The sequence below is a fragment of the Curtobacterium sp. TC1 genome, assembly GCF_019844075.1.
GTDB lineage: Bacteria > Actinomycetota > Actinomycetes > Actinomycetales > Microbacteriaceae > Curtobacterium.
In genome coordinates, this window is sequence record NZ_CP081964.1 from 1,159,068 (window position 1) to 1,185,637 (window position 26,570).

The 26,570-nt window shown below is 69.6% G+C and carries 24 protein-coding genes; 15 read left to right on the forward strand and 9 right to left on the reverse strand.

The genetic code is table 11. The features are described 5' to 3' along the window. Positions 1 to 22: 22 nt before the first annotated feature. The 6 genes from KZI27_RS06615 to KZI27_RS06640 all read right to left on the reverse strand — a co-directional run bounded on the left by KZI27_RS06615 (position 23) and on the right by KZI27_RS06640 (position 7,088). The gene (locus tag KZI27_RS06615; RefSeq protein WP_261784125.1) at positions 23 to 1,111 is read right to left on the reverse strand and encodes an N-acetylglucosamine kinase; all 1,089 of its coding nucleotides are present in this window, start codon (positions 1,109 to 1,111) and stop codon (positions 23 to 25) included. Continuing rightward, positions 1,099 to 2,406 (reverse strand): 6-phospho-beta-glucosidase, encoded by a 1,308-nt coding sequence (locus KZI27_RS06620; RefSeq protein ID WP_222660057.1) that lies wholly within the window; start codon positions 2,404 to 2,406, stop codon positions 1,099 to 1,101. Before KZI27_RS06620 ends, KZI27_RS06615 begins: the two co-directional genes overlap by 13 nt. 8 nt (positions 2,407 to 2,414) lie before the next feature. Next, entirely contained in the window at positions 2,415 to 3,305 is an 891-nt protein-coding gene (locus tag KZI27_RS06625) for a carbohydrate ABC transporter permease (RefSeq protein WP_123313381.1), read from the reverse strand. Then, complete coding sequence (locus KZI27_RS06630) at positions 3,305 to 4,345, reverse strand: carbohydrate ABC transporter permease (protein ID WP_222660059.1); 1,041 nt, start codon at positions 4,343 to 4,345, stop codon at positions 3,305 to 3,307. Before KZI27_RS06630 ends, KZI27_RS06625 begins: the two co-directional genes overlap by 1 nt. Then, a complete protein-coding gene (locus KZI27_RS06635) occupies positions 4,345 to 5,703 on the reverse strand; it encodes an extracellular solute-binding protein (RefSeq protein WP_261784126.1) in 1,359 nt (452 codons plus the stop codon). The genes KZI27_RS06630 and KZI27_RS06635 overlap by 1 nt, the downstream gene beginning before the upstream one ends. A 143-nt stretch (positions 5,704 to 5,846) precedes the next feature. Beyond that, positions 5,847 to 7,088: an ROK family transcriptional regulator gene (locus KZI27_RS06640; protein WP_222660061.1), complete on the reverse strand. Its 1,242-nt coding sequence runs from the start codon at positions 7,086 to 7,088 to the stop codon at positions 5,847 to 5,849. 111 nt (positions 7,089 to 7,199) lie between these two features. Between KZI27_RS06640 and KZI27_RS06645 the strand changes: the two genes are divergently transcribed. The 7 genes from KZI27_RS06645 to KZI27_RS06675 all read left to right on the forward strand — a co-directional run bounded on the left by KZI27_RS06645 (position 7,200) and on the right by KZI27_RS06675 (position 14,879). Next, positions 7,200 to 8,858, forward strand: a complete 1,659-nt coding sequence (locus KZI27_RS06645) for a thiamine pyrophosphate-binding protein (protein WP_222660063.1) — start codon at positions 7,200 to 7,202, stop codon at positions 8,856 to 8,858. After that, complete coding sequence (locus tag KZI27_RS06650) at positions 8,855 to 9,544, forward strand: flavodoxin family protein (protein WP_222660065.1); 690 nt, start codon at positions 8,855 to 8,857, stop codon at positions 9,542 to 9,544. The genes KZI27_RS06645 and KZI27_RS06650 overlap by 4 nt, the downstream gene beginning before the upstream one ends. After that, positions 9,541 to 11,004, forward strand: coding sequence for a phenylacetate--CoA ligase family protein (locus tag KZI27_RS06655; RefSeq protein WP_222660067.1), 1,464 nt, complete (start codon positions 9,541 to 9,543; stop codon positions 11,002 to 11,004). Before KZI27_RS06650 ends, KZI27_RS06655 begins: the two co-directional genes overlap by 4 nt. Further along, positions 11,001 to 11,660, forward strand: coding sequence for a hypothetical protein (locus tag KZI27_RS06660; protein WP_222660069.1), 660 nt, complete (start codon positions 11,001 to 11,003; stop codon positions 11,658 to 11,660). The genes KZI27_RS06655 and KZI27_RS06660 overlap by 4 nt, the downstream gene beginning before the upstream one ends. Positions 11,661 to 11,875: 215 nt before the next feature. Then, positions 11,876 to 12,820, forward strand: a complete 945-nt coding sequence (locus KZI27_RS06665; protein ID WP_222660071.1) for an isochorismate synthase MenF — start codon at positions 11,876 to 11,878, stop codon at positions 12,818 to 12,820. Next, positions 12,808 to 14,304 carry an anthranilate synthase component I family protein gene (locus tag KZI27_RS06670; RefSeq protein ID WP_222660073.1) on the forward strand — a complete coding sequence of 499 codons (1,497 nt, stop codon included), beginning with the start codon at positions 12,808 to 12,810 and terminating at the stop codon, positions 14,302 to 14,304. The genes KZI27_RS06665 and KZI27_RS06670 overlap by 13 nt, the downstream gene beginning before the upstream one ends. Continuing rightward, positions 14,301 to 14,879 (forward strand): anthranilate synthase component II, encoded by a 579-nt coding sequence (locus KZI27_RS06675; protein WP_222660074.1) that lies wholly within the window; start codon positions 14,301 to 14,303, stop codon positions 14,877 to 14,879. Before KZI27_RS06670 ends, KZI27_RS06675 begins: the two co-directional genes overlap by 4 nt. Positions 14,880 to 14,890: 11 nt before the next feature. Here KZI27_RS06675 and KZI27_RS06680 read toward each other — a convergent pair whose 3' ends face one another. Beyond that, positions 14,891 to 15,940, reverse strand: a complete 1,050-nt coding sequence (locus tag KZI27_RS06680; protein WP_222660076.1) for an alcohol dehydrogenase catalytic domain-containing protein — start codon at positions 15,938 to 15,940, stop codon at positions 14,891 to 14,893. Between the two features lie 79 nt (positions 15,941 to 16,019). Between KZI27_RS06680 and KZI27_RS06685 the strand changes: the two genes are divergently transcribed. Together KZI27_RS06685 and KZI27_RS06690 are read left to right on the forward strand one after the other, a co-directional pair. Further along, positions 16,020 to 16,964, forward strand: a complete 945-nt coding sequence (locus KZI27_RS06685; RefSeq protein ID WP_222660078.1) for a DUF3097 domain-containing protein — start codon at positions 16,020 to 16,022, stop codon at positions 16,962 to 16,964. Positions 16,965 to 17,034: 70 nt separating this feature from the next. Then, the gene (locus KZI27_RS06690) at positions 17,035 to 17,688 is read left to right on the forward strand and encodes a spermidine/putrescine ABC transporter substrate-binding protein (protein ID WP_222660080.1); all 654 of its coding nucleotides are present in this window, start codon (positions 17,035 to 17,037) and stop codon (positions 17,686 to 17,688) included. A gap of 87 nt (positions 17,689 to 17,775) precedes the next feature. Here KZI27_RS06690 and KZI27_RS06695 read toward each other — a convergent pair whose 3' ends face one another. Both KZI27_RS06695 and KZI27_RS06700 read right to left on the reverse strand, forming a co-directional pair. Then, entirely contained in the window at positions 17,776 to 18,789 is a 1,014-nt protein-coding gene (locus KZI27_RS06695) for a LacI family DNA-binding transcriptional regulator (RefSeq protein ID WP_222660082.1), read from the reverse strand. After that, complete coding sequence (locus tag KZI27_RS06700; protein ID WP_261784127.1) at positions 18,786 to 19,205, reverse strand: DUF3054 domain-containing protein; 420 nt, start codon at positions 19,203 to 19,205, stop codon at positions 18,786 to 18,788. Before KZI27_RS06700 ends, KZI27_RS06695 begins: the two co-directional genes overlap by 4 nt. 114 nt (positions 19,206 to 19,319) lie before the next feature. Between KZI27_RS06700 and KZI27_RS06705 the strand changes: the two genes are divergently transcribed. The 6 genes from KZI27_RS06705 (at position 19,320) to KZI27_RS06730 (ending at position 26,329) form a co-directional block, all read left to right on the forward strand. Next, positions 19,320 to 20,270 (forward strand): hypothetical protein, encoded by a 951-nt coding sequence (locus KZI27_RS06705; protein ID WP_111085036.1) that lies wholly within the window; start codon positions 19,320 to 19,322, stop codon positions 20,268 to 20,270. Between the two features lie 258 nt (positions 20,271 to 20,528). Beyond that, positions 20,529 to 21,686: an extracellular solute-binding protein gene (locus tag KZI27_RS06710; protein ID WP_222660084.1), complete on the forward strand. Its 1,158-nt coding sequence runs from the start codon at positions 20,529 to 20,531 to the stop codon at positions 21,684 to 21,686. Next, entirely contained in the window at positions 21,683 to 22,717 is a 1,035-nt protein-coding gene (locus tag KZI27_RS06715) for an ABC transporter permease (RefSeq protein WP_222660086.1), read from the forward strand. The genes KZI27_RS06710 and KZI27_RS06715 overlap by 4 nt, the downstream gene beginning before the upstream one ends. Further along, the gene (locus tag KZI27_RS06720; protein ID WP_222660088.1) at positions 22,714 to 23,526 is read left to right on the forward strand and encodes an ABC transporter permease; all 813 of its coding nucleotides are present in this window, start codon (positions 22,714 to 22,716) and stop codon (positions 23,524 to 23,526) included. Before KZI27_RS06715 ends, KZI27_RS06720 begins: the two co-directional genes overlap by 4 nt. 59 nt (positions 23,527 to 23,585) lie before the next feature. Then, positions 23,586 to 24,662 carry an ABC transporter ATP-binding protein gene (locus KZI27_RS06725; RefSeq protein ID WP_261784128.1) on the forward strand — a complete coding sequence of 359 codons (1,077 nt, stop codon included), beginning with the start codon at positions 23,586 to 23,588 and terminating at the stop codon, positions 24,660 to 24,662. Beyond that, complete coding sequence (locus tag KZI27_RS06730; RefSeq protein WP_222660091.1) at positions 24,659 to 26,329, forward strand: inositol monophosphatase family protein; 1,671 nt, start codon at positions 24,659 to 24,661, stop codon at positions 26,327 to 26,329. The genes KZI27_RS06725 and KZI27_RS06730 overlap by 4 nt, the downstream gene beginning before the upstream one ends. The last annotated feature ends 241 nt before the right edge of the window (positions 26,330 to 26,570 follow it).

Sequence of the window (26,570 nt, forward strand, 5' to 3'; positions counted from 1 at the left end):
CCGGTCGCAGCGCGTCAGCGGATCAGTGGATCAGCGCGGTCGTGCTCGCGAACGCGCGGGAGCGCACGGCGACGCGGTACCGCTCGAGCGCGGCGTCGTCGGCACCGACCGACTCCAGCGCCGCCAAGCCCGCACCGAGCACCGGGGGATCGGTGACCCAGGTCGGCACCGCTCCGGGGACCCGGGCAGCGAGCCCGTCGACGACGCCGTCCACGAGCAACGGGTGGCGAGCAGCGAGCACCCCACCGCCGAGCACGACGGGCACCGGCTCGGCCGCCGAACCACCGAGGCCCAACCGCTCGAGTGCGACCGCGGCGAGCAGGACGATCTCCTCCGCCTGACGCTCCACGACGCTCCGGGCCACGGCGTCGCCGGCTCCGGCCACCTCGAACAGCACCGGGCAGAGCCGGTTGAACACGCGCTGGTCGAGGCGTCCGAAGTGGATGGCCTCGGTGACCTCGCGGACGCTGCGGAGGCCGACCGCCGCCGGCACCACGTCGACCAGCGCCGTCGCCGGACCGCGGCCGTCGTCGGCCCGCGCCGCGTGCCAGAGCGCCCGGTTGCCGAGCCACGCACCACCGCCCCAGTCACCGGAGACGTCGCCGATGGCCGGGAACCGTGCGGTCGTGCCGTCGGCTCGCACCGCGAGGGCGTTGATCCCGGTGCCGCACACCACGGCCGCCGCGTCGGGGGACAGGGTGCCGGCCCGCAGCAGTGCGAACAGGTCGTTGTCCAGGACGTGCGGCTCGCCGCCGTCCTCGGCCCAGTGCGCGAGGGCCGAGGACGCCGCGACGAGCTCGTCGTGCAGGTCGAGCCCGGCCAGGTACACGTGCGTCGTGCGGATGCGCCGGTCGCCCAGCTCACCCACCACCCGTGCACGGACGTCGTCGAGGATCGGCCCGGCGAGGTCCCACCCGCGGGTCTGCGGGTTCGAGCCCGGACCGCGCGCGTGCCCGACGATCGTCCCGTCGAGCGCGATCGCGACGACGTCCGTCTTGCTCCCGCCACCGTCGACGGCGAGCACGACGTCGGTCGCGTCCGGTGGGACCGGAGCGGGCGGACGGGAGGCTCGCGCCGGGCCCGCCTCGCCGGTCCGGCTCAACCCGCCCACGTCGCCTGCTCCGATCGCGCCCACGGGATGTGTTCCGCGTTCGCGGCCAGGAGCAGGTCGGTGAGCTTCTCCGCCTTGTCGACCTGCCCCACGAGGGGGTGCGCCCACATCGCGCGGAGCACCCGATCGCGGCCGCCGTGGACCGCGGCGTCGAGCGCGAGGCGCTCGTACCCGGCGACGTGCGACACGAGACCGACCATGTCCGGGGCGAGTGGGGAGACCGGCAGCGGCGTGATGGCCTGACGGGTGACGCGGGACGGCACCTCGATGACGTGGTCGTCCGGCAGGAACGGGAACGTGCCGTCGTTCCGCACGTTGAGCACCTGCACGTCGCCGCGGTCGCCGAGGATCGAGGACAGCACATCGATCGCCGCCTCGGAGTAGTAGGCGCCGCCGCGCTGCTCCAGTTCGGTGGGCTTCGTCACGACGGACTCGTCGGCGTACTTCGCGAGCAGGGCACGCTCGGTCTCCATGACGGCCTCGGCACGGGTGGGTTCGTGCAGCTGCTCCTGCAGCACGATGTCGTGGCTGTAGAAGTACCGCAGGTAGTACGAGGGGATCGCGTGCTGCAGACGGAGGAGATCCGGGTGCATGTGCACGCTGTCCGCCGTCCGGTCGAGGGCGCCGTCCGACTCGGCGAGCAGGTCCGCCATCACGTCGCGCTCGACGCCGTCCGCGCCCGTGACGTGCACGCCGCGCTCCCACGTCAGGTGGTTCAGGCCGACGTGGTCGAGCCGCACGTGGTCGGGGGCGACGCCGAACTCCTTCGCGAAGCGTCGCTGGAACCCGATCGCGACGTTGCACAGACCGACGGCGCGGTGCCCGGCCTCGAGCAGGGCGCGGGTGACGATGCCGACGGGGTTGGTGAAGTCGACGATCCAGGCGTCCGGCTTGGCGTACTTGCGGACGAGTTCGGCGTACTCCAGGACCACGGGTACGGTGCGGAGCGCCTTCGCGAAGCCGCCGGGACCGGTGGTCTCCTGCCCGATGCAGCAGGCGTCGTGCGGCCACGTCTCGTCCTGTTGCCGTGCGGCCTGTCCGCCGATGCGGAGCTGGAACATGACCGCGTCGGCGTCGCTGACCCCGGCGACGACGTCGTCGGTGACGTGGATCGTGCCGGGGTGGCCGGCGTGCGCGAACATCCGCTTGGCGACGCCGCCGACGAGTTCGCGGCGCACCGGGTCGGGGTCGACGAGCCAGAGCTCGTCGATGGGGAGCTGGTCGCGGAGCCGGGCGAAGCCGTCCACGAGTTCGGGGGTGTAGGTGGATCCGCCACCGACGACTGTGAGTTTCACTGGAGCTGCTATCCCTTCACGCCGGTGAGCGCGATGCCCTCGACGAATGCCTTCTGTGCGAAGAAGAAGATGATGACGACGGGGACCATGACGACGACGGTCATCGCCATCGTCATCGACCAGTCGGTGCCGTGCTGTCCGCGGAACGTCGCGAGCCCGTACGCCACCGGCCAGGCGGCCTGGTTCTCGGACGCGTACAGGAGCGGGCCGTAGTAGTCGTTCCACGAGTGGAAGAACATGAAGATCGCCGCCGACGCGATGCCCGGGCGGGCCATCGGGACGACCACGCGCCAGAGCACGCCCCACTCGCTGCAGCCGTCCATGCGGGCGGCGTCCCCGTACTCCTTCGGGATGGTCATGAAGAACTGGCGGAGCAGGAAGATGCTGAACGCGTCGCCGAGCAGGTTCGGCAGGATGAGCGGCCACAGGGTGCCGGTCAGGTGCAGGTGCGACCACATCACGTAGACCGGCACCGCGGTGACCTGCGGGGGCAGGAGCATCGCGACGATGATCACCGTGAAGATCAGGTTCGCACCCCTGAACTTGATCTGGGCGAGCGCGTACGCCGCCGGTACGGAGCTGACGAGCATGAACGCGGTGGCGAGGACGGCGTACATCGACGAGTTGCCGAACCACTGCGTGAGCGGCAGTTCGGTGAACACCCGCGCGTAGTTCGAGAAGTCGAGCGGCCGGGGAACGATCGACGCCGTGAGTGCCTGGTTGCTCGACATCAGCGAGGTCAGGACCACGAACACGATCGGGGCGATGGTCAGCACGCCGAGGGCCACCAGAGCGGCGTGCTCGGCGATCCAGACCAGGGTGCGACCACGCGGCCTGCCGGTGCGGGGAGCTGGACCCCGTGGCGCCCGGGCGAGCGGGGACTGGGAGACGGCGGTCATCAGGACTCCTCGGGACGGAAGACGGAGATGCGGCGCATCGTGAAGACGAGCACCACCGCGGTGATCACGAACAGGACCACGGCCATGGCGGACGCGTAGCCGAACTGGAAGTTCGCGAACCCGTGCTGGTAGAGCAGCTCGGTGTACGTGAGCAGCGACGTGCCCGGGTAGCCGAGCTGGGCGGCGGTCCCGCCACCGATCGTCGCCTTGCCGGACGCGACCCCGGACGCCACCGCGGCCTCGGTGAAGTACTGCAGGGCCGCGATCACCCCCGTCACCGCGGCGAAGCCGATCACCGGGGCGATCGTCGGCAGCGTGATGTGCCGGACCTGCTGGACGCCGTTCGCACCGTCGAGCGACGCGGCCTCGTACAGGTCGCGCGGCACGTCGAGCAGGGACGCCAGGAAGATGATCATGATGTCGCCCATCACCCAGACGCCCAGGATCACGAGCGACGGCTTCGACCACGCCGGGTCGTTGAACCAGAGCGGGCCGTCGATGCCGAAGACCCGCAGGATCTGGTTCACCGGCCCGGTGCCCGGGTTGAACAGGAACACGAACGCCACGACGCTCGCCACCGGCGGGACCAGCGCGGGCAGGTAGAACAGCGTCCGCCAGAAGCCCGTGGCGGTGCGGGCCCGCGACAGCAGCCCGGCGACCAGCAGCCCGCACACGATCCGGACCGGCACCAGGATGACGACGAACCACAGCGTGTTGACGACCGCGGGGCCGATCTGCGGGTCCTGCGTGAACAGGAACCTGTAGTTCAGCAGCCCGACGAACTCGGGCTCCTGCAGCTGGTTGTAGCGCGTGAACGAGTAGAAGATCGACGCGACGAGGGGGTAGGCGAAGAAGATCACCAGGCCCGCCAGGGCCGGCGCGAGCATCGTCAGGGCGACGAGGCGGCGCCGGGACTCGGCGGAGCGGGGCCGACGTCGCGGAGCCGTCGGGGGCACCGGACCGGACCCCGTCGGGCCCGTGGGCCGGGCGGCGCGGGCGAGCCGCGCCTCCCGGCCGGTCGTCTTGGTGGTGACGCTCATCACGGACCAGCCAGCTGGTTCGCGTTGTCGATGTCCGAGTCGAGCTTCTTCAGCTTGGCGTCGAGGTCGCCGCCGTTCTGCTGGTAGGCCTGCCAGAACTTCGTGAAGGTGCCGATGTAGGCGGCGCCGTCGGCGGTGCCCGGCGAGGTCATGGTGTCCGCGTTGCCCGCGACGTCGACGAAGGTCTTGTAGTTCTCGTCGACCTCGAGGTCGGGGGACTCCAGCGCCGAGGTGAGCGTCGGGATGTTCTTCAGTCCGTTGCCCAGGGTGACCTGTGCGTCGGTGTTCGTCGACAGGTACTTCAGGAGTGCCCACGACAGCTCCGGGTTCTTGGAGCCCTTCGCGATGCCCGCGACGTTGCCCGCGATGTACGTCGAGCCGTAGTTGCCGAGGCCGTCCATCACCGGGGTCGGCGACGTGCCGTAGTCCAGGTCCGGCTTCTGGTCCTTGATGAACGCCGTGCGGTACTCGCCGTCGATCTGCATCGCGACCTGCCCGGTCTGGAACGCGTTGTCCGCGGCGAACTCCTGCCCGAGGCCGGACGTGAAGGCCTTGAGCTTGTCGTAACCGATCTCGTCGACGAAGTCCTTCTGCCAGGTGATGAGCTGCTTCCACGCGTCGGACGTGCCGATCACGCTGTTGCCGTCCTCGTCCAACCACGAGCCGTCGACCATCGGCGCCCAGTGCTCGGGCGAGTTCTCGTAGAAGTCGATGAGCGGGTTGAAGCCGAGCTGCTTGATCGAGCCGTCGGCGTTGTACGTCGTCAGCTTCAGCGCGTCGGTCTTGAGCTCGTCGAGCGTCTTCGGCGGGGAGTCGATCCCGGCCTTCTCGAGCAGCGGCTTGTTGACCATGAGCGCACTGACGTCGGCGAGGGCAGGCAGCGTGCACCGGGTGCCCTTGTACTGCGTGTACGACTGCACGGCCTTCGGGATGTCCGACAGGTCGACCTTGTCGCGCTTGATGTAGGGGGAGAGGTCACGGAAGGCACCCGAGGAGCAGAAGCTGCCCACGATGGCGGTCGAGTACGACAGCCCCACGTCGATGTTCTGGCCGGACGAGATCGCCTTCTGCAGCTTCTCGTCGTCCTGGCCGGCGTGGATGTCGACGGTGACGTCGGGGTTGGCCTTCTCGAAGCCCTCGACGGCGGTCTTCACCACGCCGGCTTCACGGCCGGTGAAGAAGTGCCACAGGGACACGGTGCCCTTGAGTTCCTTCGGGGCGCTCTTCTCGATCGAGTCGGCGCTGCTGCCGGAGCTGCAGCCGGCGACGACGAGGGCGCCGACGGCGGCGACGGCCGTGGCGGTGGCGATGCGGCGGAACGCCCGGCGGCGCGGGACGTTCGGTTCGGGGAGGGACAAGGCGGTACTCGCTCTCTGGTCTCGCTCCGTCGCCGTCCGTTTCCGGGCGCTGCCCGTTTCCGGGCGCTGCCCGTTTCCGGGCGCGACGAAGAGCCCTGTGACAGGGCTGGGTGATGGTGCCTCGAGTGGTGCGGGTGGAACGTTCAGGGGCGCTCGACGGGGTCCGGCGTCGGGGCATCGTCACTGATGCGCTCGAGCCGGTCCGCGAGCGCGGTGCGGACGACGTCGATGAGGACGTGCCGCGCACCGTGCAGGACGGGGGTGTCGGGGACGCCGGGCGCGACCACGGCGGTGGACCAGCGTGAACGGGTCCGGAGCCAGGCGGTCACGGCGGCGGCCAGGGCGGGGCCGCCGGCGATCCCGGTCGGGCCGTGCAGGACGACCGTCTCGGGATCGGCCACCGCGAGTGCGGGAAGCACGTTGTGCCCGACGCGCTCGCCGAGGGCGACGGTGAAGGGGTGCTGCTCGGGCAGGCCGGGCAGCTGCGGGAGCACCTGGCGCCAGTCGGCTGCGGTGCCGTCCGGTGCCGTGATCCCGTGCTCGGCGGCCAGGGCGATGATCGCGGGCTCGGAGATGAGGTCCGCGACGATCGTGGCCGTCGGGTCGATGGAGCGTGCGTCGGCGGGCACGCTGAGGTAGCCGATCTCACCCGCGGCACCGGACGCGCCGGTGTGCAGGTGGCCGTGCAGGTCGAGGGCCATGCCGAGGCCCTCGGCCATCCAGAAGAGCGCGAACGACCCGGGAGCCCGACCGGCCCCCATGTTGCGTTCGGCGATGGCGGCGAGGTTGGCGTCGTTCTCGACGACCACGTGGACCCCGAGGTCGGCGGACAGGGTCGCGCTCACCTGCTCGCGGGGCCAGCCGGGCAGGCCGTCGGTGAAGATCAGGGTGTCGGTGGCGTGGTCGACACTCGCCTGCACGCCCACCGCGACGGCGGTGACGAGCTCGGGGTCCACGCCGGCCGCGGCGGCTGCGCGGGAGATCGCTGCGGCCACGATGTCCGACCCGGGGGAGCGCACCTCGGCCTCGGACATCCGGTGCGTGGCGACCGGGAAGGTGCGACCAGCGGCGTCCACCACGGTCGACCGGACGTCGACGAGCTGGACGTCGACCGCCACACCGAGGTCGCGGTCGGTGATCGCTTCGTACACGACGGCGCTCGGCCCGCGGCGTCCGGCCTGGGTGTCGGTGCCGGCCTGGCGGATGAGGTCGGCCGACTCGAGCCGGCGGATGATCTCGGCGGCGGTGGGCTTGCTGAGGCCGGTCCGCTGTGCGATCTCGTTGCGCGTGAGCGGGCCGTCGTCGAGCAGCAGTTCGAGCGCTGCGCGGTCGTTCAGGACGCGGAGCAGCCCGGGCTGGCCGGGGGTGCGTCCTCGAGTGGTCATGTCGAGGACTGTAACGGACAACCTTCTTTACTGAAAGGTTTGTTTACCGATTCGAAACACGCGTTCTGCTGCGCGAAACGTGCCGCCCTGAGTGCTGATACGTTAACTGTGATGTTTCAACAGGTCAGTGTCGCCGATCACTTCCTCTCCCGTCTGCGCGAAGTCGGGGTGGATGAGGTCTTCGGCGTCCCCGGCGACTTTTCGCTGGCGTTCATGGACGTCCTCGAAGCCAGTCCCGACATCTCGTGGATCGGCTGTGCGAGTGAACTCGGTGCTGCGTACGCAGCGGACGGGTACGCGCGAGCCCGCGGGCTCGGAGTACTCTGCACCACGTTCGGGGTCGGAGAGCTCTCCGCCGCATGTGCGACCGCTGGTGCAGTTGCCGAGGACGTTGCGGTCCTGCACGTCGTGGTGACACCGCCGACCGCAGCTTGGCGCAGCAAGGCGTGTGTGCACCACACCTTCGCTGACGGCGATCTGGACCGGTTCGGCCGGGTCGCGGCTGCGCTCGGAACGCTGGTGTTCGACATCGGCTTCGACGAGCCATGTGACGCCATCGATCGTGCAGTGCGTCACTGGGCTGGCCGACGCGAGAGCGTGTACGTCCGTGTTCCGCAGGACGTCCTGTCGGCTGCCGTCCCCGAGGCGTCCGCGGTGCTGGGAGCGCCAACTCCGCAGAACGACGATCCTGACGTCGACGACCTGCTCTCTGCATACCTCGCCGCCCATCCTCGTGCGACCGCGGTCGTCGGTCATCTGGCCCTCCGGCACAACCTTCGAGGAGCGATCGACCAGCTCGCCCAGCGCAACGTTCCCTTGGCCGCCCTCCCCAACGGCAAGGGGATCGTGGACGAGACGGTCCCGTCCTACCTCGGCGTCTACAACGGGAAACTCAGTCGTGCAGGCGTCAATGCGCGCGTGGAAGCTCCGACTGGGCGCGTCCTCGTCGGCTGCGTACTCGCTGACACGACCACGGGAGGGTTCAGCCATGACTTCCCCGAGGATTCGACACTCGTCGTCGGCCGCAGTTCGGTCACGTGGGCAGGAAGGGTTCTCGAAGCGGAGATCGGCGTCGTGGTCCGGCGCCTTGCTGCGCTGTGGCCTGGTCTCCCGGCCCCGCCGCCGAGCAAGGCCCCAACCGAGCTGCCGACCGCTGTGCTTGTCGGCGATGGTCCACTGACGATCAACTCGATGTGGTCGAGCACTGCTGCGATCATGCCGACTCACACTCGTCTGTTCGCGGAGACCGGCACCTCGTACTTCGGAGCGCTCGACATCGCCTTCCCCGCAGACACGGTGTTCGAGTGCGCCGCCGTCTGGGCCGCCATCGGTCACGCGCTGCCTGCGGCGATCGGAGCGTCGATCGGTGACCGAACGCGTCAAGTTCTGGCCGTCGTCGGTGATGGTGCTGCACAAGTGACGGCCAACGAACTCGGGCTGCTGCACCGCTACCGGTCGAATGCGATCTTCGTCGTCGTCGACAACGGTGGGTACACGATCGAGCGTGTCATCCGCGGAGCGCGGGCGTCCTACAACGACGTCTCGTCCTGGGACTGGCCGATGGTGGCCCGCACCATCGGCGGCGGATCGACCGTGACCACCTCCGCCGTCAGCACGGTGATCGAGTACGCGATCGCTCTCGAAGCAGCGTTCTCGGACCCGGATCGAGCGCACGTGATCGTCGTGCGTACCTCCCCGATGGACGCGCCTCCGACGCTAGCAGCCGTCGCATCGGCGATCCGCGCCCGAGCCGAAGCGGTCTGCCGGTGACCGGCGGTTCGACCATGCCGCCGAGGGTCGTCTGTCTCAACGGGTCCGAGAACCCGCGCGGCGCGACGGGCGCCGTGCTCGAACGGTTCTCCGACGAACTCCGCAGCCGTGGAGTGGAATCGATCGTCGTCCCGCTTGCTGCTGCGGACATCAGCGGATGCGGACCATGCGGAGACTGCAACCTGAGGACGGAACGATGCGCACTACAGGACGACGTAGGGGACATCGTCCGGCAGATGGTCGAAGCGGAGGGAGTGGTCTACGCCAGCCCCGTGCACGGCTTCGGGCTGGCCGCGCCGATGCAGACGTTCATCGAGCGGGCCGGCGTCGGGCATCTCCGGTTCTCACGCCCTCTCGCGGACAAGGTCGGCGGTGCACTGGTCGTCGGCCGTCGGTACGCACATTCCGCTGTCCTGAACCAGCTCCACCAGAACATCCTGCTCAACCGCATGATCCTTCCAGGAAGCGGCTACCCCGCCATCGTGCGGACCGAGCAAGGCGACCCGGACCTGGATCACGAAGGAATGGCAGCGGTCCGCGCGATGGCCATCCGGATGGTCGAGGTGATCTTCCAGCTACGGGGGATGCCAAGCAGCAGCACCGGCCTGGCGGCCAACGAACGAAGTGAGCGTGCCGTCCACGATGAACCAGGACAGATCGAGACGAAGAGGAGCGTCACCCCATGACCGACCACACGACATCACTTGCCCGCGGCGAGACCTGGCTTCCGAGGTCCTCTGCGGCCGACGATTTCATCGGCCGGTACGTCGAAGTCTTCGAGCAGTACCACGACGCCCGGTTGACCCAGGAAGCCCTCCGAGCGTGGCGTTCGGATCAGCTCGCAGCTGTGTTGCACAAGGTGATGGGGTCGCCGTTCTACCGCAAACAGCTCCGAGGCGTCGATCTCGATTCGGTGCGGCCCGAGGACCTCACCGCGTTGCCGTTCACCACGAAGGAGGATCTTCGGCGCGAACTGTACGACGTGCTGTCCGGCCCGCTCCGCGAGGCGCTGTACTTCTACGAGACCACGGGAACGACCGGCAGGGCCACACCGTGTCCACGCGACGCCAAGGAGGTAGTCGCGTCGAATGCCTTCATCACCGAGTCGTGGCGCGCCATCTTCCGCGAGCACTTCGGAGCGCACCGTCCGTCCGTCGGGCTCATGGGGCCGACCGAGGTGCACTCCTTCGGGGACACGCTCGGCGACGTGGCGAAGAACCTCGGGTCGTGCAATGCCAAGATCTGGCCCTACTCGCCGGTCATGGGCTTCAAGCGAGCGCTCGAACTCATGCGCGACCTCGAGCTGGAGGTCATTGTCGCGACCCCGGGCGTCTGTCTGAACCTTGCGCGAGCGGCGTCGTTCCACGGATTCGACATCCGCGAGGACTTTCCGTCGCTCCGGCTGGTCTTCACCACGGGAGAGATGTGCACCCCGGCCTTGGCGCGCAACATCGAGTCGCTGTGGGGCGTGCGGTGCTACGACATCCTCTACGGTTCGCAGGAAGCGTTCGTGATGGGGACAGCAGCACCGAGCGGAGTGATGCGCTTCTCCGAGCTCAACTACATCGCGGAGATCATCGATCCTGACTCTGGCGAATGCCTCGGTGGTCGAGGAACTGGCGAGCTCTGTGTGACGATGCTGATGGACGGTGTGAAGCCGCTCATCCGCTACCGCACTGGTGACCTCGTCGAGCTGAGTGACGATGACCAGTCCGACATCGACCAACCCGGGCCGATCATCAAGGTGATCGGTCGGGTTGCGGATCGAATCAGTTTGGGCGGCAGCCCGGCGACCGCGAGCGATGTCGAGCAGTCGGTGCTGCACGGCGTCGTGGGCGCGTACGGCTACCAGGTCGTGATCGACGGTCCGGCCGATGGCTCCGAGGATCGTGTGACGGTGCGGCTGCATTTCCGGGATGGCAACTCATCGGAACACGTCCAGATGCTCCGCGAGATCGAGCGGCGTGTGCGACGGCGATTCGCTGTCGAATGCCGTGCAGAAGCTGTCGATGCTCTGGACGAGATCGTGAGTACCGGAGCGTTCGTGAGCTGGAAGGCAGCTCGCATCTCCGATCACCGGAACGAGCCAGGTGCGGAGGAAGTCATTGCCGCTCAGTTGGCGCTGCGCCGTGGTGTCACGTCGTGACCGTCGTCCACGGCATCGTCGGTTTGCCTGTCCCCGCAGCGCCGAACGCACTTGCAGACTTTGCGGGCGGGCGCATCGTCACCGTCTCGACACTCGGGCCTGCCGGCACGAGTGCTGACTGCGTCGCACGGGCGCTCCGGGACGCCCTCGGAGGCTGGATCGAAGTCGAACTGAGCCTGCGTGACGACATCTCGGCGGTCCGAAATGAGGTACTGGAAGGACGGGCAGAACTGGCGCTCATCCCCAGTGCACACCGGGAGGCGACTGACTTCCACTGGCACCCTGAGCTTCGATTGCGCGGAGCGTTCGTGCACTCCACGCCCCCGTACGGGATCGCGACTCGTCGTGGCTTCGAACCAGATTCCGGCGTCGTCCTTGCGTCGATGCCGGAAGTCCGGCACTTGTTCGACCAGTTGGCACCCGAACACCTCCTCGGCGCTGTCGCCGAGGAGAAGGTGACAGCATCGACGAGCAGCGCTGCGGCGATGGTGGGTACCGGCGAAGCGGACATGGCCGTCTGTAACGACGAGGCCCGCCGTCAGCAGGATCTGACCTGGTTCCGTGTCCGGAACGGTGTTCCGATCGTCTGGATGCTGTTCGGCAACGATGACGACGGCGAATGCGGGTCGGCACGCATCGATCGGGAGGAGCGTTGACGCGCGCGGCGGGGCCGGTGTTCCGATGGTGTCGCCGTCCCGCGCCCTTCGAGGTCGTCGACGGAGTGGCGATCCGGCCTGGTGCTTCGGCTCGCGTCCAGATCGGCGCGGCGCGAGACTTGCTCAGAGCAGCGCCAACCGGATCGCTGATCGTCGGTGCACTGCCATTCGACCTCTCATCGCCGGGAAGATTGTGGATCGGCAAACCTCGCTCGATGCTGCTTCCCGACTCGCGATCTGTTGGACATCAGACCGGACCATCGAGGACGGACGACATCGAGCATCGATCTGCCTTCAGATCTTTGGTCCGAAACGTCCTGCGTGGGATTTCTGATGGCGACCTTCAGAAAGTCGTCCTCGCCCGGACGGATGTGATCACGCGGCCGGAGGGCTTCGACGAGGCCGAAGTGTTCGCGCGGCTGACTTCAGACCGGTCCTCCGTGGCGTTTCAGGTTCGCGGTTCCGAGCCGCAAGGCGACTTTCTGGGGGCGAGTCCAGAAGTACTCGTGCGGGTCAACGGTGCAAGTCTCGTGTCGTCACCGTTCGCCGGCTCGGTGCCGAGGGGGGGAGTGTCGCGCACTCGTGCTCGAAACGAACTCATCCGATCCGCGAAGGTCGGCACAGAACACGGCCTGGTGGTCGAGGACATTGTTCATCGGCTTCGCGGAGTGGCGATGTCCGATGTTGATGTGGTTGGCCCAGAACTGCGGTCCACAGAACGCGTTTGGCATCTCGCATCCACCATCACGACGACGGTCGATCCGGCGCACATCGACTCGCTTGCTGCGGTGGAGCTGTTGCATCCGACGCCTGCAGTCTGCGGCGTGCCGCGAACGGCTGCTCTTCGGGTCATCAGTGAGAGCGAGCCCTTCGAACGAGGACTGTTCGGCGGAGTGGTGGGCTGGCAGTCGCACGATGGCGATGGCGAGTGGCGGGTGTCGATCCGTTGCGGACTCGTCACCGGGTTCTCCGTCCGTCTCTTCGCGGGCGCTGGCATCGTCCGGGGTTCCGACGCTGATGCCGAATATGACGAGACGACAGCGAAGATGCAGACGATGAACGATGCACTGGCCGCTGCCGGAAAAACGGGTGCACCGGCTTCATTGATGCAACCAGACGAAACACGAACACAAGAAGGCGATGCCAGATGGACGACGTGAGCGCACAGGCTGCCCGAATCGAGTGCGACGTTGTGCGTCGACCCGTGCCGCGGATGCCGGCGATGGATGCGTTTCGAGGGCTCCGGGCAACGTACGGACCGGATCGTGCATTCATACTCGAGTCGCAGGGTGGGCCGCAGGAAGACAACCGCGTCTCGATGTGTGGCCTTGCGGGGCGGACATCGCTCATAATCCGGAACGGTTCCGTGGCGATCGACGGCGAACGAGAGACAGTTCGAGTCATCGCCGGGGTCCTCGTCGAAGCGGGAGCGATCATTCCCGACGGAAGCGCGTACCGCTTGGCGGCTGACGATTCGCTCTGGGCGATTCCTCGGGTCTTGGAAGCGGCCTTGCGGACGTTCGACGATCGCGACGATCTCGCGTTGTCCTTCCTGGTCTTCTTCGGGTATGACGCGGTGCACTACATCGAGCGGCTCCCGCGTTCGATCCCGGATCAGGGTGATGCTCCGCCGGATGCTGTGATCAGTTTCGTCGACGCCATCGTGACCTTCGAGGAGCACGGCAGCGAACTGGCCGTTGTCCGCTCTTCTGTCTGGGGTGGCGAAGACCCTGACCAAATCGAGGGCGCGCTGACCGCATGGTCGGAGGAGAGCACCTCGCCGGAGGCTGTCGGCGGAATGCCGACGGTGCCACGTCCGCGCCGGATTCGCGACGATGTGACACGCGACGAGTACCTGAGGCGAGGCGAGGTCTGTCTCGAACACATCCGCCAAGGAGACGCCTACCAGGTGCAACTCGGACACTCCGTGACCATCGAGACCGATGCCGATCCCTTGGCAGTCTACGAACGCCTCCGACGGCGAAACCCGTCGCCCTACATGGCTCTATTCACCGTCGCGGGCCATGTCGTGGTCTGTGCGAGTCCGGAGTTGTTCGTCCGGCTCGAGAAGGGCTCGGCGACGATGCGGCCGATCGCCGGCACCATCGAGCGAGGAGCTGACGATGCAGCGCAGCAGGCGCAACTCGTTGACGACCCGAAGGAGCGAGCCGAACACCTCATGCTCGTCGATCTCTGTCGGAACGATCTCGGACGTGTCGCAAGACCCGGGACGCTCGACGTCGAGGTCATGATGGCCGTCGAGACGTACTCGCACGTGCTCCACCTCGTGTCGCAGGTCGTCTGCGAGCTGGAAGCTGGGTACGACGCATGGGACGTCATCCGTGCGGGTTTCCCAGCCGGCACGATGTCCGGAGCTCCGAAGGTGCGCGCGATGGAGATCATCGAGTCCCTGGAATCGACTCGACGCGGTCTCTACGCGGGCGCCTTCGGATTGATCGGCCTCGGCAGTAGGCCAGCTGTTCTCGGTCTCGCCATCCGCATGGCCGTCGTTCACTCCGGGACGTACGTCCTCCGCGCTTCAGCGGGCTTCGTCGCAGACTCGACGGGAGACAGCGAATGGGAGGAGACCCTCCAGAAGATGGCTGCTCCCTACTGGGCGGTCTGCGGGGAGGAGATTCGATGAGTGTCGTCCTGGTCGACGCGTTCGACAGCTTCGTGCACATCATCGACCAGTACCTCGCCGATGTCGACGACGAGCGGACCGTGCTCCGGTCGGCTCCAGACACGATCCAGCGTGTCGAAGCGCTGCGACCGGACTTCCTCGTCCTCGGTCCGGGCCCAGGGCACCCGAGTGCGTCCGGCCACGTCGAGCTCGTCCGCCACTTCGCCGGAAGGATGCCAATTCTCGGCGTGTGTCTCGGGCATCAGGCGATCGGGGCGTCATTCGGCGCTGCTGTCGTTCGCGCCGACCGCATCCGCCACGGGAAGACGAGCACCATCCACCATGATGGTCGAGGGCTCTACGCGCTGGGATCGCAAGGGCCGCGCGAAGTCACGCGGTACCACTCTCTCGTCATCGACGAGTCCACGTTGCCCGCCGATCTCGTCGTCACGGCACGGTCGGAAGACGACGGTTTCGTGATGGGGGTTCGCCATCGGACACTTCCCGTCGAAGGCGTCCAGTTTCATCCGGAGAGCATCGGCACGCACGACGGGGCGGCCTACTTCCGTGGCTTCCACCAGGCATACGTGGAGTGAGCGACCGGCGCCTACGGCCGCAGCAGCACCTTGATCGCCCGACGTTCGTCCATCGCCCGGTACGCCTCGGCGGCCTCGTCGAGCGGCAGTTCGAGGTCGAACACCCGGCCCGGGTCGATCGTGCCCGACAGGACGTCGGGCAGCAGCTCCGGGATGTACTTCCGGGCCGGCGCCATCCCGCCCGCGATCGCGATGTTCGTGTCGAAGAGGTACCGGGTGCCGATCGTCGGGACGCCGTGCGGGACCCCGACGAAGCCGAGGTTGCCGCCCGCACGCACCGAGTGCAGCGCCTGGTCCATGCTCTCCTCGGTGCCCACGGCCTCCACCGCGCAGTCGGCCTGGTCGCCGCCGAGCAGGTCGCGGATCGCCGCGACGCCCTCCTCGCCGCGGGAAGCCACGATGTCCGTCGCGCCGAACTCGCGAGCGAGCGCCTGGCGGTCGGCGTGCCGGCTCATCGCGATGATGCGCTCGGCGCCCAGTCGCTTCGACGCGAGCACGGCGGACAGGCCGACCGCGCCGTCGCCGACCACGACGACCGTCTTGCCCGGGCCGACCGCTGCCGACACCGCGGCGTGGTGCCCGGTGGAGAAGACGTCGGACAGTGTCAGCAGCGACGGCACGAGGGCGGGGTCGACCGGGCCGGGGACCGCGACGAGCGTCGCAGACGCGTCGGGGATGCGGACGTACTCGGCCTGCGCGCCGCCGACCGGGTCGCCGTACGCGTCCTTCCCGCCGAAGCCGGACAGGTGGTCGCAGCCACTGGTCATGCCGTGGCGGCAGGCCTGGCAGGTGCCGTCGTTCATGGTGAAGGGGGAGATGACGAAGTCGCCCTCGTGCAGGTCGGTGACCTCGTCCCCGACGGCGACGACCTCGCCGACGAGTTCGTGCCCGATCGGCCGTGGCTGCTTCGTCTCGGTCACGCCACGGTAGGGCCAGAGGTCGGAACCGCACACGCACGCCGCGACGACCTTGACGACGACGTCCTTCGGGGTCAGGACCGAGGGGCGGTCGCGCTCCTCGACGCGGATGTCGTTCGGGGCGTGGATGATCGCTGCGCGCACGGGAGGCCTTCCGTTGAGATGGTGGGGAGTCGGCGCGGTCGACGTCGTCCGGGCCGACGTCGACAGTACCCTCGTGCGGGTGGACGACGACCGGTACGGCGGGGACGTGCTCTCGGGAGACTGGCGCTCCCGCGGAGTGAAGAAGGTGCGGCAGGTGCCGCTCGAACGCGACATGGTGCTCGAGGACCCGGACTCCGGGTGGGCCGGTGCCGTCGTCGGACTCGAGGCGGGCAACATCGCGCTCGAGGACTGGAAGGGCCGCACCCGTTCCTTCCCCTTCACCGGGCAGTTCCTGCTCGAGGGCGAGCTCGTCACACTGGGCCGCCCGCAGGCGTCGGTCGGCCGGTCTGCCGCAGCTGCTGCCGGCTCACCTGGTTCGCTGGGTTCCGTCCACACTGACTGGAGGCCCGGGGCAGCGCCCGCCGTGCGGCAGACGTCCGACGGCGGTCGCCTCCGCACCGCGTCCGGATCGTTCGCGGTGGAGTCGCAGCGTGCCCGGGTGGCCCTGCCGAGCCGGATCATGGTCGAGGGCAAGCACGACGCCGAGCTCGTCGAGAAGGTCTGGGGTGCCGACCTGCGCGTCGAGGGCGTCGTCGTCGAGGAGCTCTCCGGCGTCGACAACCTGGCCGACGTCCTCGACGAGTTCCAGCCGACCCGTGACCGTCGCGTCGGCGTGCTCGTCGACCACCTGGTGCCCGGGTCGAAGGAGTCCAGCTTCGCCGAGGCCGTGATGCGCGGCAAGTGGGGCGCACACGTGCTCGTGGTCGGGCACCCGTTCGTCGACGTCTGGCAGTCCGTGAAGCCCGCCCGCGTCGGACTGCAGGCGTGGCCGACGATCCCGCGGTCGATCGAGTGGAAGAAGGGGATCTGCCAGGCGCTCGGGTGGCCGAACGCCGAGCAGGCCGACATCGCCCGGGCGTGGCAGCGGATCCTCGGGCAGGTGCGCACCTTCGCCGACCTCGAGCCGCAGCTGCTCGGCCGCGTCGAGGAGCTCATCGACTTCGTGACGGAACCCAAGGCCTGAGAACCGGCGGATTGCCGGACCGGCGCGGTGTGCCGGGGGTGATCCGCGCCTCCAGGCCTACTGTTGAGGGATGGACGGCATCGACGGACGCGTGCGCAGCGCTGTCGACGTCTGGCTGCGCTGGCTGCCGCGCTGGCAGATCGGGACCGCCCGCCCGCGCACGCGCATCTGCCGGAAGTGCACCGGGTCCCCGATCGCGAGTGCCGCCGGCTTCGGCCCGGACGTGCCGCACGCCGTCCAGCACGCGCTGATCGGGCGGATCTCGACCATCGTCGAGGACGCCGTCGACGACTACACGGCCAAGAACCTGCCGCTGCTCCAGCGCGAACTCGAACGGGCCGCCGCACGGAAGCGGCACGCGGGGTACCAGCCGGCCGAGGGGCTGTCGCCCGAGTTCCAGGGCCTCGACGTCGATCCCGAGCCCTCGCCGGGTTCGCCGTTCCTCTTCACGCTCGGGGAGCTGGCGGGGACGGGCGCGGGGGAGCAGACACCGCGGGAGCCACTGTCCGACGAGGCCAAGGCGGCGCTCCGGCACGAGATCGAGTTGTCCGACGAGTGCGCCCGCTCGACCGGCACCGCGGTCTGCCTGGCGCTCATCGACCACCGGCCGCGCATCGCCGAGGCCGTCGAGCGCCTGGTGGAGCCGCAGATCGAGGCGCTCGTGACCGACATGTTCCGCGGGTTCGACGGTCCGGACGAGGGGCCGCGCTCGGGCTTGTTCTGAGGTGCTTCGCTCGGTGCGAGGTTGATCACTCCGTGCGCGCTTGTTGCGCTGCGCCGAGTGGTCAACCTCGCACCGAGAAGGTCCCGGTCAGCGGGGGAGCAGCGTGCGGCCGGGGATCACGGTGCCGCGCAGTGAGCGGTGCTCGACGGGTCGCGCGGGGTCGTCGATCCGGCCGATGACGAGGTCGATCGCCTCGCGGCCGATCCGCTCGATCGGCTGCTCGAGCGTCGTGAACCCGATCCAGTCGCTCGCGAGGGGGTACACGCCGTCGAACCCGGTGACCGACAGATCGTCCGGGACCCGGACACCGCGGCGTGCGAGCGCCTCGCACACGTCGAGCATGAGCCGATCGGTCGGGCACATCACCGCGGTGACGCCCGACTCGCGCATCGCGTCGACCAGGTCGGCGGCGAGGTCGTCCGGCGGGCGCACGAAACTGGCATCGATGTCGATCACCCGCGTGCCTCGAGTCCGGAGCCGCTCGACCATCGCCGACGATCGCGCGTGCTGGGTGATCGCGTTGTCGAGCGGGACGGTGAGCACCACGACCGTGCTGTGGCCGGCGTCGGCGACGGCGTCGGCGATCGCCGCGCCACCGTCCGCTTCGTCGCAGTAGACGCTCGAGAGCGCCGGGTGCAGCTCGGGCCGACCGGCGACGACGGTGGCGATGCGTGGTGCGAACTCGGCGATGTCGGCGGACGGCATGAGGCCGCTGCACACGACCAGTCCGTCGACGCGCATCGAGACGAGGGCCGCGAGGGCGGACTTCTCGTCCTCGACCCGGCCGACGCCCGTCGTGGTGACGACCCGGTAACCGAGCTCGGATGCGCGGCGCTCCATCACGGCGTGCAGGGCGGTGTAGACCATCGACGAGGCGTCACGGACGAGCATCCCGATCGTGTTCGTGCGGCCACTGACCAGCCCGCGGGCCATCGCGTTGGCGACGTACCCGAGCTCGGTCGCGGCGCGTTCCACTCGCTCACGGGTCTCGTTCGAGAACCGCCCCGTGCCCGAGAGGACCCGGCTCACCGCCGACTTCGAGACTCCCGCACGTGCGGCGACGTCGAGGATGGTCGGCTGGGAACCGCGGCTGCCGTTCACGCGTCGGTCGCCGCAGCATCCTGCCGCGACCGCGAGGTGAACCGGAGCACACCGCGGACGATCGCCCGCCAACCGAGCAGGAACACCCCGAGCACGATCGTGGCGACGATGACGAACGAGATCGGCAGCGGGTTGCCGTCGACGTCGCCCTGGCCGGTGGCGACACGGATCGCCAGACCGACGAAGACCGTGAGGACCCAGACCACGACGCCGGTCGGCCAGAAGCGCAGCGGGCGGGCCCAGGCTCCGCTCGTCACGTACCCGATCGCCCAGCCCGCCAGGAACGGGTACGCGGTGGTCCAGAGTGCAAGCGCCGTGTTGGCTTCACCGTGCGACGAACGCCCGATGAGTGCGAAGACGACGATGAGCACGACGTCGATGACCGCTGCGAGCCAACCCCAGGTGCGTGTGTTCACCCGGACAGTCTCGCAGCTGTTGATTTATCACCTCGCGACTGTGGACGGGCGCGGCTGTCCACAGTTTGATCCCGCGGTCCTCGCACCGTGCGAGGCAACCGCCACCATCCGTGCATGGCTGCTCCTCAACGTTTTCCCGCCGTCCCCGACTGCAAGGTCCTCGTCGCGCACGAGTCACGGCCGGACGAGGCTGCGGCGATCCGCGTCCGAGCGCGAGCCGGGGAACTGGTCCGCATCGCGCACGGCCGGTACGCCGATGCCGAGCGGTGGAAGGGCCTCCGACCCGAGCAGCGGCACCACGTGCTCGTGCGATCGCTCGTCGACAGGATCCGACCGCGCTTCGTCGTGTCGCACCTTTCGGCGGCGGCGGTCATCGGCGTGCCGCACGTGGGCCGTTGGCCGGAGCGAGTCCACCTGATGAGACCTGGGCAGGATGCGCGGACGACCAACGCGACGTTCATCGTGCACGCCGACTTCGACCCGTCGATGGCGGGTACGTGGCGGTTCCGCGCGGACGACTTGACCCTGACGGACTTCGACCGGACCGCGGTGGACCTCGCCATGACGTTGCCGATGGCCGAGGCAGTGGTCGCCCTCGACCGACTCCTCGCCCTCGGCGCTGACCGCGACGCCGTCCTGGACGGGGTCGCGCGGCGGGGACGGAAGGGCCGGCGCCGTGCCGCGCAGTCCGTCGGTTTCGCGGACGCTGCCGCCGACTCGGTCGGGGAATCCCTGGTCCGGGTCCGTCTGGACGAGTACGGCGCACCCACCCCGGTGCTGCAACGACGCTTCACCACGTTCGGCGAGCCGGACATCGTCGTGGACTTCTGGCTGCCGGACCACGGCGTGGTGATCGAGTTCGACGGTGAGGTGAAGTACCGCGATCCGCGCCTGCGCGGAGGTCGGACGGCGGAGGACGTCGTCATCGCGGAGAAGCACCGCGAGGACCGGTTGCGGTCGTTCCCCGAGGTGCGCGGTGTGATCCGGTACGGCTGGAAGGACGTGTGGGACGAGTCCGCGTTCCGCGCGAAGCTCCGGAACGCGCGGGTGCCGATGTCGCGATGACCTCGCACGGTGCGAGGGCCGGCGCGAACGGTGCGAGGTTCCGTCTTCGGTGCGGGGGCGTGCGACGGGCACGGAGTACGGAACCTCGCACCAGAGCGAAGCCCGCCCGCGCGCCCCGGAGTTCACCCGGCGGCGACGCCCGCGGCACCCGGCGTTCACCCGGCAGCGCCACACTCGACCTCGGCGCGGGAACGTTCCCACACGACCCGCACGACCCCACCCCGCACGACCCCACCCCACGGAACAGGGAGAACCCACGTGAAGACCCGAGTCCTCGCCGGCCTCGCCATCGCAGCGGCCGCGACCGTCGCGCTGTCCGGCTGCGTCCAGAGCGCCAACGCCTCGAACGCCGCAGACACGAGCGGCGGCACCACGAACCTCACGGTGTTCATCAGCGGCGACACCAACGTCCAGGACCTCTGGGACAAGTCGCTCATCCCCGCCTTCGAGAAGGTGCACCCGAAGATCCACGTCAGCACGAGCATCGACCTGCACGGCGAGCACGACGCGCAGACCCAGGCCAACCTCGCCACCGCAGTCAAGGCCGGCAAGTCCGTCGCGTACGACCTCGTCGACGCCGGCTTCGTCAGCACCGCGGGCAAGGCCGGGCTGCTCAGCACGGTCAGCGACAGCACGATCCCGAACCTGGAGGACGTCCCCGAGGCCACGAAGCAGCAGGGTGGCGACAGCGCGATCCCGTACCGCGCCTCGAGCGTCCTGCTCGCCTACGACTCGAAGAAGGTGACGGACCCGCCGAAGACCCTCGACGACCTGCTCGCCTGGATCAAAGCGAACCCGGGTCAGTTCGCCTACAACTCCCCGTCGTCCGGCGGCTCGGGTGGCTCGTTCGTCGCCACGGTGCTCGCGAAGTACCTCACGCCCGCCGAGCAGGAGACGATGCAGACGACGTACGACAAGTCGCTCGAGTCGAAGTGGGACAAGGGCTTCGCCGCGCTCAGGGACCTCGGCCCCTCGACGTACCAGAAGGGCGTCTACCCGAACGGCAACGACCAGGTCGTGCAGCTGCTCGGCAGTGGCCAGATCGCGATGGCACCGGTCTGGAGTGACCAGTTCATCACCTCGCAGAAGACCGGCGTGATCCCGAAGACCGTCAAGGCGATCCAGATCACCGACCCGTCGTTCACCGGCAGCGCGAGCTTCCTCGGCATCCCGAAGACCGAGCCGAAGGCCAAGAAGGCGGCTGCCGAGCAGCTCGCCGACTTCGTCCTGAGCGCGAAGGGGCAGCAGCTCGTCGCGAGCGCCGTCTCCGGCTACCCGGTCATCCCGCTCGACAGCCTGCCGAAGTCGGTCGCCGAGCAGTTCGCCGACGCGAACCCGTCGCAGCTCCGCCTCGGGTTCCAGAGTGACTTCGCCGCCGACATGAACGCGGCGTGGGACGCGAAGGTCCCGCAGTGACCCAGACCGTCCAGGACGGCCCGGCGACCGGCCGGGAGGCCCGTGGCGACTCCGCCACGGGCCTCCCGCCCGCTCCGCCCTCCGCCCACGGCACGGCGCAGCCCGCCAGCGACCGCACGACACAGGAGCGCCTGGCCCGCCGCCAGCGCTGGCAGGGCCTCGCGCTCGTCGCGGCGCCCGTGCTGGTCGTGGTCCTGTTCGTCGGCGTCCCGGTGGTGAACGCCGCCCTCTTCAGCCTCGGGTTCACCGGCGGCCTGAACCAGGCGCTCGCCGACATCGGCGGCGACACCGTTCACGGGTTCTCGTTCGCGGTGTACGGCACACTGCTCGGCAACGCCACGTTCCTGCGCGACCTGGTCGCGACGCTCGGTGTCACCGCGCTGTCCACCTGCCTGACCGTGGCGCTCGCCGTGGCGGTGGCCGTGGTCCTCCGGCTCCGCGGTGGGATCCTCGGCAAGAGCCTCAGCGTCCTCGCGGTGGTCCCGCTCTTCGTGCCGGTGGTCATCGCGAGCTGGTCGGTCCTGACGTTCACCGATGCGCAGGGGTTCCTCCGGAGCCTCGGTGCCCAGTTCGGCCTGGATGTCCCGGTGTGGGGGTACACCCTCGTCGCCGTGGTGTTCGGCAGCGTCTGGACCAGCCTGCCGTTCGCGGTGCTGATGATCGCCGGGGCGCTGCAGGGCACCCCGGACGCCCTGGTCGAGGCCGCGAAGGACGCCGGCGCGAGCACCTGGCGGGTGGTCTGGCAGGTGCTCCTGCCGATGGCGGCCACCCCACTCGTCATCGCGACGACGTTCACCGTGATCGGGGTCCTCGGGTCGTTCACGGTGCCGTACTTCACCGGTCCGAACGCGCCGACGATGCTCGGCGTCGACATCTCGAAGTACTTCCAGGCCTACAACCGTCCGCAGCAGTCGACGGCGATGGCGTTCATCGTGTTCGCCTTCGCGGCGGCCGCGAGCATCTCCTACCTCCGCTCGACGGTCCGCTCGAACGCGGGCGAGCTCGACAAGAAGCAGCAGGAGCAGCAGTGATCAAGCGTCTGACCGGCAACGCCCTCGTCTGGGCGACCGCGATCGTGTTGGCCGTCTTCATCCTCGGGCCGCTCGTCTGGCTGGCCGCTCGTGCCTTCGCCACGACGTGGACCTACCCGAACCTGCTGCCCGACGGCTGGACCCTGCAGTGGTGGGGCACCGTGTTCGAGGACCGCAGCCTCGCCGTCGCGGTGCAGAACTCGCTCGTCCTCGCCCCGCTGACCGTCCTCATCGCCGCGGTGGTGTGCCTGCCGGCCGCCTGGGCGATCAGCCGCATCGAGTTCCCGGGGCGGCGGCTCGTGCTCGTCGGGCTGTTCGCCACGAACGCGTTCCCGAAGATGGGCCTCTTCGTCACGATGTCGGCGATGTTCACCGCGCTGGACCTCATGAACACGGTGACGGGCATCCTGATCGTGCACGTCCTGGGGTGCGTCGTGTTCATGACGTGGCTGCCCGCCGCCGCGTTCTCGGCCGTCCCCCGGTCCCTCGAGGAAGCGGCCCGTGACGCGGGGGCGAGTCGCTGGCGCACGTTCTGGCGGGTCACGTTCCCGATCGCGTGGCCGGGGATCCTCGTCGCGATGGTGATGTCGTTCCTGGCGTCGTTCGACGAGGCGCAGGGCACGTACCTCGTCGGCGCTCCGACCTACATGACCATGCCGACGGCGATGTACTCGCTCGTCCTCAACTCCCCGCGGCAGGTCTCGGCGGTGTTCGCGATCGCGCTGAGCATCCCGTCCGTGGTCCTGCTGCTGCTCGCCCGGAAGCACATCATGGGCGGCCGCCTCGCGGACGGGTTCCAGATCCGATGACCCGGCCGCAACCGACCGGACAGACCCCGATGACCCACACCAGCACGAAAGGCGACCAGATGACGGACCAGGCGCTCGTCGCGGAACGCGCACCGGGCCTCCCGGTCGACGGCAGCACGACCGACCGCAGCCGCACCGGCGGACTCACCGTCCGCGGGCTGCGCAAGACACTCGGCGGACGCGACGTGGTCGCGGGCATCGACCTCGACGTCGCGAAGGGCGAGCTCGTCTCGCTGCTCGGACCGTCCGGGTGCGGCAAGACGACGACGCTCCGCTTGGTCGCCGGGTTCCTGCCCGCCGACGGCGGCGTCGTGTCGATGGGGGACCGCGACGTCACGTCTGCCGGCCCCGAGCGCCGACCGAGCGCGATGGTGTTCCAGAACTACGCGCTGTGGCCGCACATGACGGTGACGCAGAACGTCGCGTTCCCGCTGCGGACCCGACGGGTCCCGAAGCGGCAGGCGGCGGATCGGGTGCGGGACGCACTCGAACTCGTCGGCCTGAGCCACCACGCCGGCTCGAAGCCGACCGCGATCTCGGGCGGTGAGCAGCAGCGCGTCGCCCTCGCCCGCGCGATCGTGCAGGAGCCCGACGTCCTGCTCCTCGACGAGCCGCTGTCCAACCTCGACGCCAAGCTCCGCGTGAGCGTCCGCGACGAGATCCGCCGCATCCAGCAGCGCCTCGGCATCACGACCGTGATCGTCACGCACGACCAGGACGAAGCGCTCAGCATCTCCGACCGGATCGCCGTCATGCACGACGGACGCATCGAGCAGATCGCAACGCCGACCGAGTTGTACGCCCGCCCCGCCACCGGGTTCGTCGCGTCGTTCATCGGGTCGACGAGCGTCGTCTCCGGCCGGTTCCTCGCCGGTACGTCCGTCAGCCCGACTGCGGCCGACACCGTGCTGATCCGCCCCGAGCAGGTCGTCCTGACCGACGACGCACCGATCCGCGCCACCGTCGCCCGTGTCGTCATGCGCGGCCACTTCGCCGAGGTCGTGCTCACCACCGACGGTGCCGAGCTCCGCGCCTTCGTCACCGGAGCGCCCCCGGCGGTCGGCACGGAGACCGGGGTCCGGCTCGGTGCGGTGCTCGTCTACCGCGACGGTGCACTGCTCGAGGGCACCCGATGAGCGGCGCCGTGCCGGTCACCGACCGCGCCGTCCCCGCCGCGTCGGCAGCAGCGTCTGCTCCTGCGTCCGCCGCGCCGGCCGCCGGTGACGGGTCGGTCCCGTCCGACCCGACCGGGAGGCCCGGCGTGCGTCCGCCACGGCTGGTCGCCCACCGCGGTGCGCCGCGCGTCCGGCGGGAGAACACCCTGCCCGCCATCGCGGTCGCCGAGGCGCTCGGCGCGGAGGTCATCGAGGTGGACGTCCGTCGCACGGCCGACGACGTCGCCGTCCTGCTGCACGACGAGACCCTCGGGCGGATGTGGGGCGACGCCCGACGGGTGTCCGACGTCGCCTGGTGCGACGTCGCCCGGCTCGGCAACGGGCTCGACCGGATCCCGCGGCTGGACGCCGCGCTGGAACGGCTCGACGGCTGCCGCTCGGTCCTGCTGGTCGACCTGACCGACGCCGAGGACGCCCTGGTCGCCGCCCGGACCGTCGCGGGTTCCACCGCGTCCACCAGCGTGGCGTGGTGCGGTGCGCCGGCCGCCATGGCCGCGGTCCGCTCGGTGCTGCCCGACGCCGACGTGTGGCTCGCGTGGGAGTCGCTGGACCCGCCCGCCCTGGCCGACCTCGCGGCCCTGACCCCGTCGACCCTGAACCTCGACATCGCGTTCCTCACGCCGCGGACGATCGAGGTCGCGCACGCCCTCGGGCTGCGGGTCGCCGTCTGGACCGTCGACGAGGCCGAACCGGCGCTGTGGGCGGCACGGCTCGGCGTCGACTCGATCACCACGAACGACGTCGGCGCGATCGGCGCGGCGCTGTCCTCGGCGGAGCGGGACGGCTGGCCGGAGCGGGACCGTGAGCCGACCGAGACCGAGGTCGCCTCGCGCGCCCAGGCCCTGGCGCACCGCATCGCGCACGAGGTCATCGCGTTCACCCGCGAACACCCCGTCAGCGAGGTGCGGACCAAGGCGAACCCGGCCGACCTCGTCACCGACGTGGACCGCCTGGTCGAGCAGCACGTCCGCTCCCGCGTGCGGATGGTGTTCCCGACGCACGGGTTCACCGGCGAGGAGTACGGCGACGCGCCCGGTGACCGGCACCGCTGGTACCTGGACCCCGTCGACGGCACCACGAACCTGGCGAACGGGGTGCCGTGGACGTCGATGTCGCTCTGCCTGACCCGCGGTGGGCGCCCGCTCGTCGGGGTCGTGGCCGATCCGTGGCGGGGCGAGGTCCTCGAGGCGCGGCGCGGGCGCGGTGCGACCCTGCGTGACCGGCCGCTGCGGCTGGACGACACCCCACGCCCGCTCGCCGGGGCGGTCGTCGGCACCGAACTCGACGGGCACCGGCCGTGGCCCGGGTTCGGGGTGTTCCTCGACGCCCTGGCCGACCGGTCGTGCACGCTGCGGGTGCAGGGCTCCGGCACGTTGACCATCGCGCAGGTCGCGGCCGGCCGGGGGATCGGCGGGTGCGTGTCGGCGTTCAACCCGGTCGACCACGGGGCCGCCGTGCTGCTCGTGCACGAGGCCGGCGGGATCGTGCTGACGCGCTCCGGCCCGGTCGAGGGCTTCCCGCCCGTGGGCGAGCCGTTCCTGGTGGCGCACCCCGGAGCGGCGGACGAGCTGCACGCGGTGTGGACGGCGGCGCTCGCCGCGGGCGCGGCGGTGCACGGCGCGGGGTGAGCGGGCGCGTGCGCGCGGCAGGTGTGGCCGGCGCACGGTGCGGGGTCCGCGTTCTGGTGCGGGGTTGACCGCTGGGTGCGGCGCTGTAGGCGCGCACGGTGCTGCCAACCCGGCACGGGTCGTGCAGGTGCGCACGGTGCGCACTGGAGGCGCGGGTCGGGTCGGGTACGGGCCTCCCGTCGGGTGGGTGATGCGCACGGTGCGGGGTCCGCGTTCTGGTGCGGGGTTGACCGCTGGGTGC

What these genes read in the sequence shown, in the direction of transcription:
- KZI27_RS06725 (WP_261784128.1), top strand. Translation starts at nt 23,586, where the DNA reads ATGACGGACCAGGCGCTCGTCGCGGAACGCGCACCGGGCCTCCCGGTC.
- KZI27_RS06665 (WP_222660071.1), top strand. Translation starts at nt 11,876, where the DNA reads ATGCTGCTTCCCGACTCGCGATCTGTTGGACATCAGACCGGACCATCG.
- KZI27_RS06690 (WP_222660080.1), top strand. Translation starts at nt 17,035, where the DNA reads ATGGACGGCATCGACGGACGCGTGCGCAGCGCTGTCGACGTCTGGCTG.
- KZI27_RS06705 (WP_111085036.1), top strand. Translation starts at nt 19,320, where the DNA reads ATGGCTGCTCCTCAACGTTTTCCCGCCGTCCCCGACTGCAAGGTCCTC.
- KZI27_RS06625 (WP_123313381.1), bottom strand. Translation starts at nt 3,305, where the DNA reads ATGACCGCCGTCTCCCAGTCCCCGCTCGCCCGGGCGCCACGGGGTCCA.
- KZI27_RS06645 (WP_222660063.1), top strand. Translation starts at nt 7,200, where the DNA reads ATGTTTCAACAGGTCAGTGTCGCCGATCACTTCCTCTCCCGTCTGCGC.
- KZI27_RS06670 (WP_222660073.1), top strand. Translation starts at nt 12,808, where the DNA reads ATGGACGACGTGAGCGCACAGGCTGCCCGAATCGAGTGCGACGTTGTG.
- KZI27_RS06655 (WP_222660067.1), top strand. Translation starts at nt 9,541, where the DNA reads ATGACCGACCACACGACATCACTTGCCCGCGGCGAGACCTGGCTTCCG.
- KZI27_RS06675 (WP_222660074.1), top strand. Translation starts at nt 14,301, where the DNA reads ATGAGTGTCGTCCTGGTCGACGCGTTCGACAGCTTCGTGCACATCATC.
- KZI27_RS06640 (WP_222660061.1), bottom strand. Translation starts at nt 7,088, where the DNA reads ATGACCACTCGAGGACGCACCCCCGGCCAGCCCGGGCTGCTCCGCGTC.
- KZI27_RS06730 (WP_222660091.1), top strand. Translation starts at nt 24,659, where the DNA reads ATGAGCGGCGCCGTGCCGGTCACCGACCGCGCCGTCCCCGCCGCGTCG.
- KZI27_RS06630 (WP_222660059.1), bottom strand. Translation starts at nt 4,345, where the DNA reads ATGAGCGTCACCACCAAGACGACCGGCCGGGAGGCGCGGCTCGCCCGC.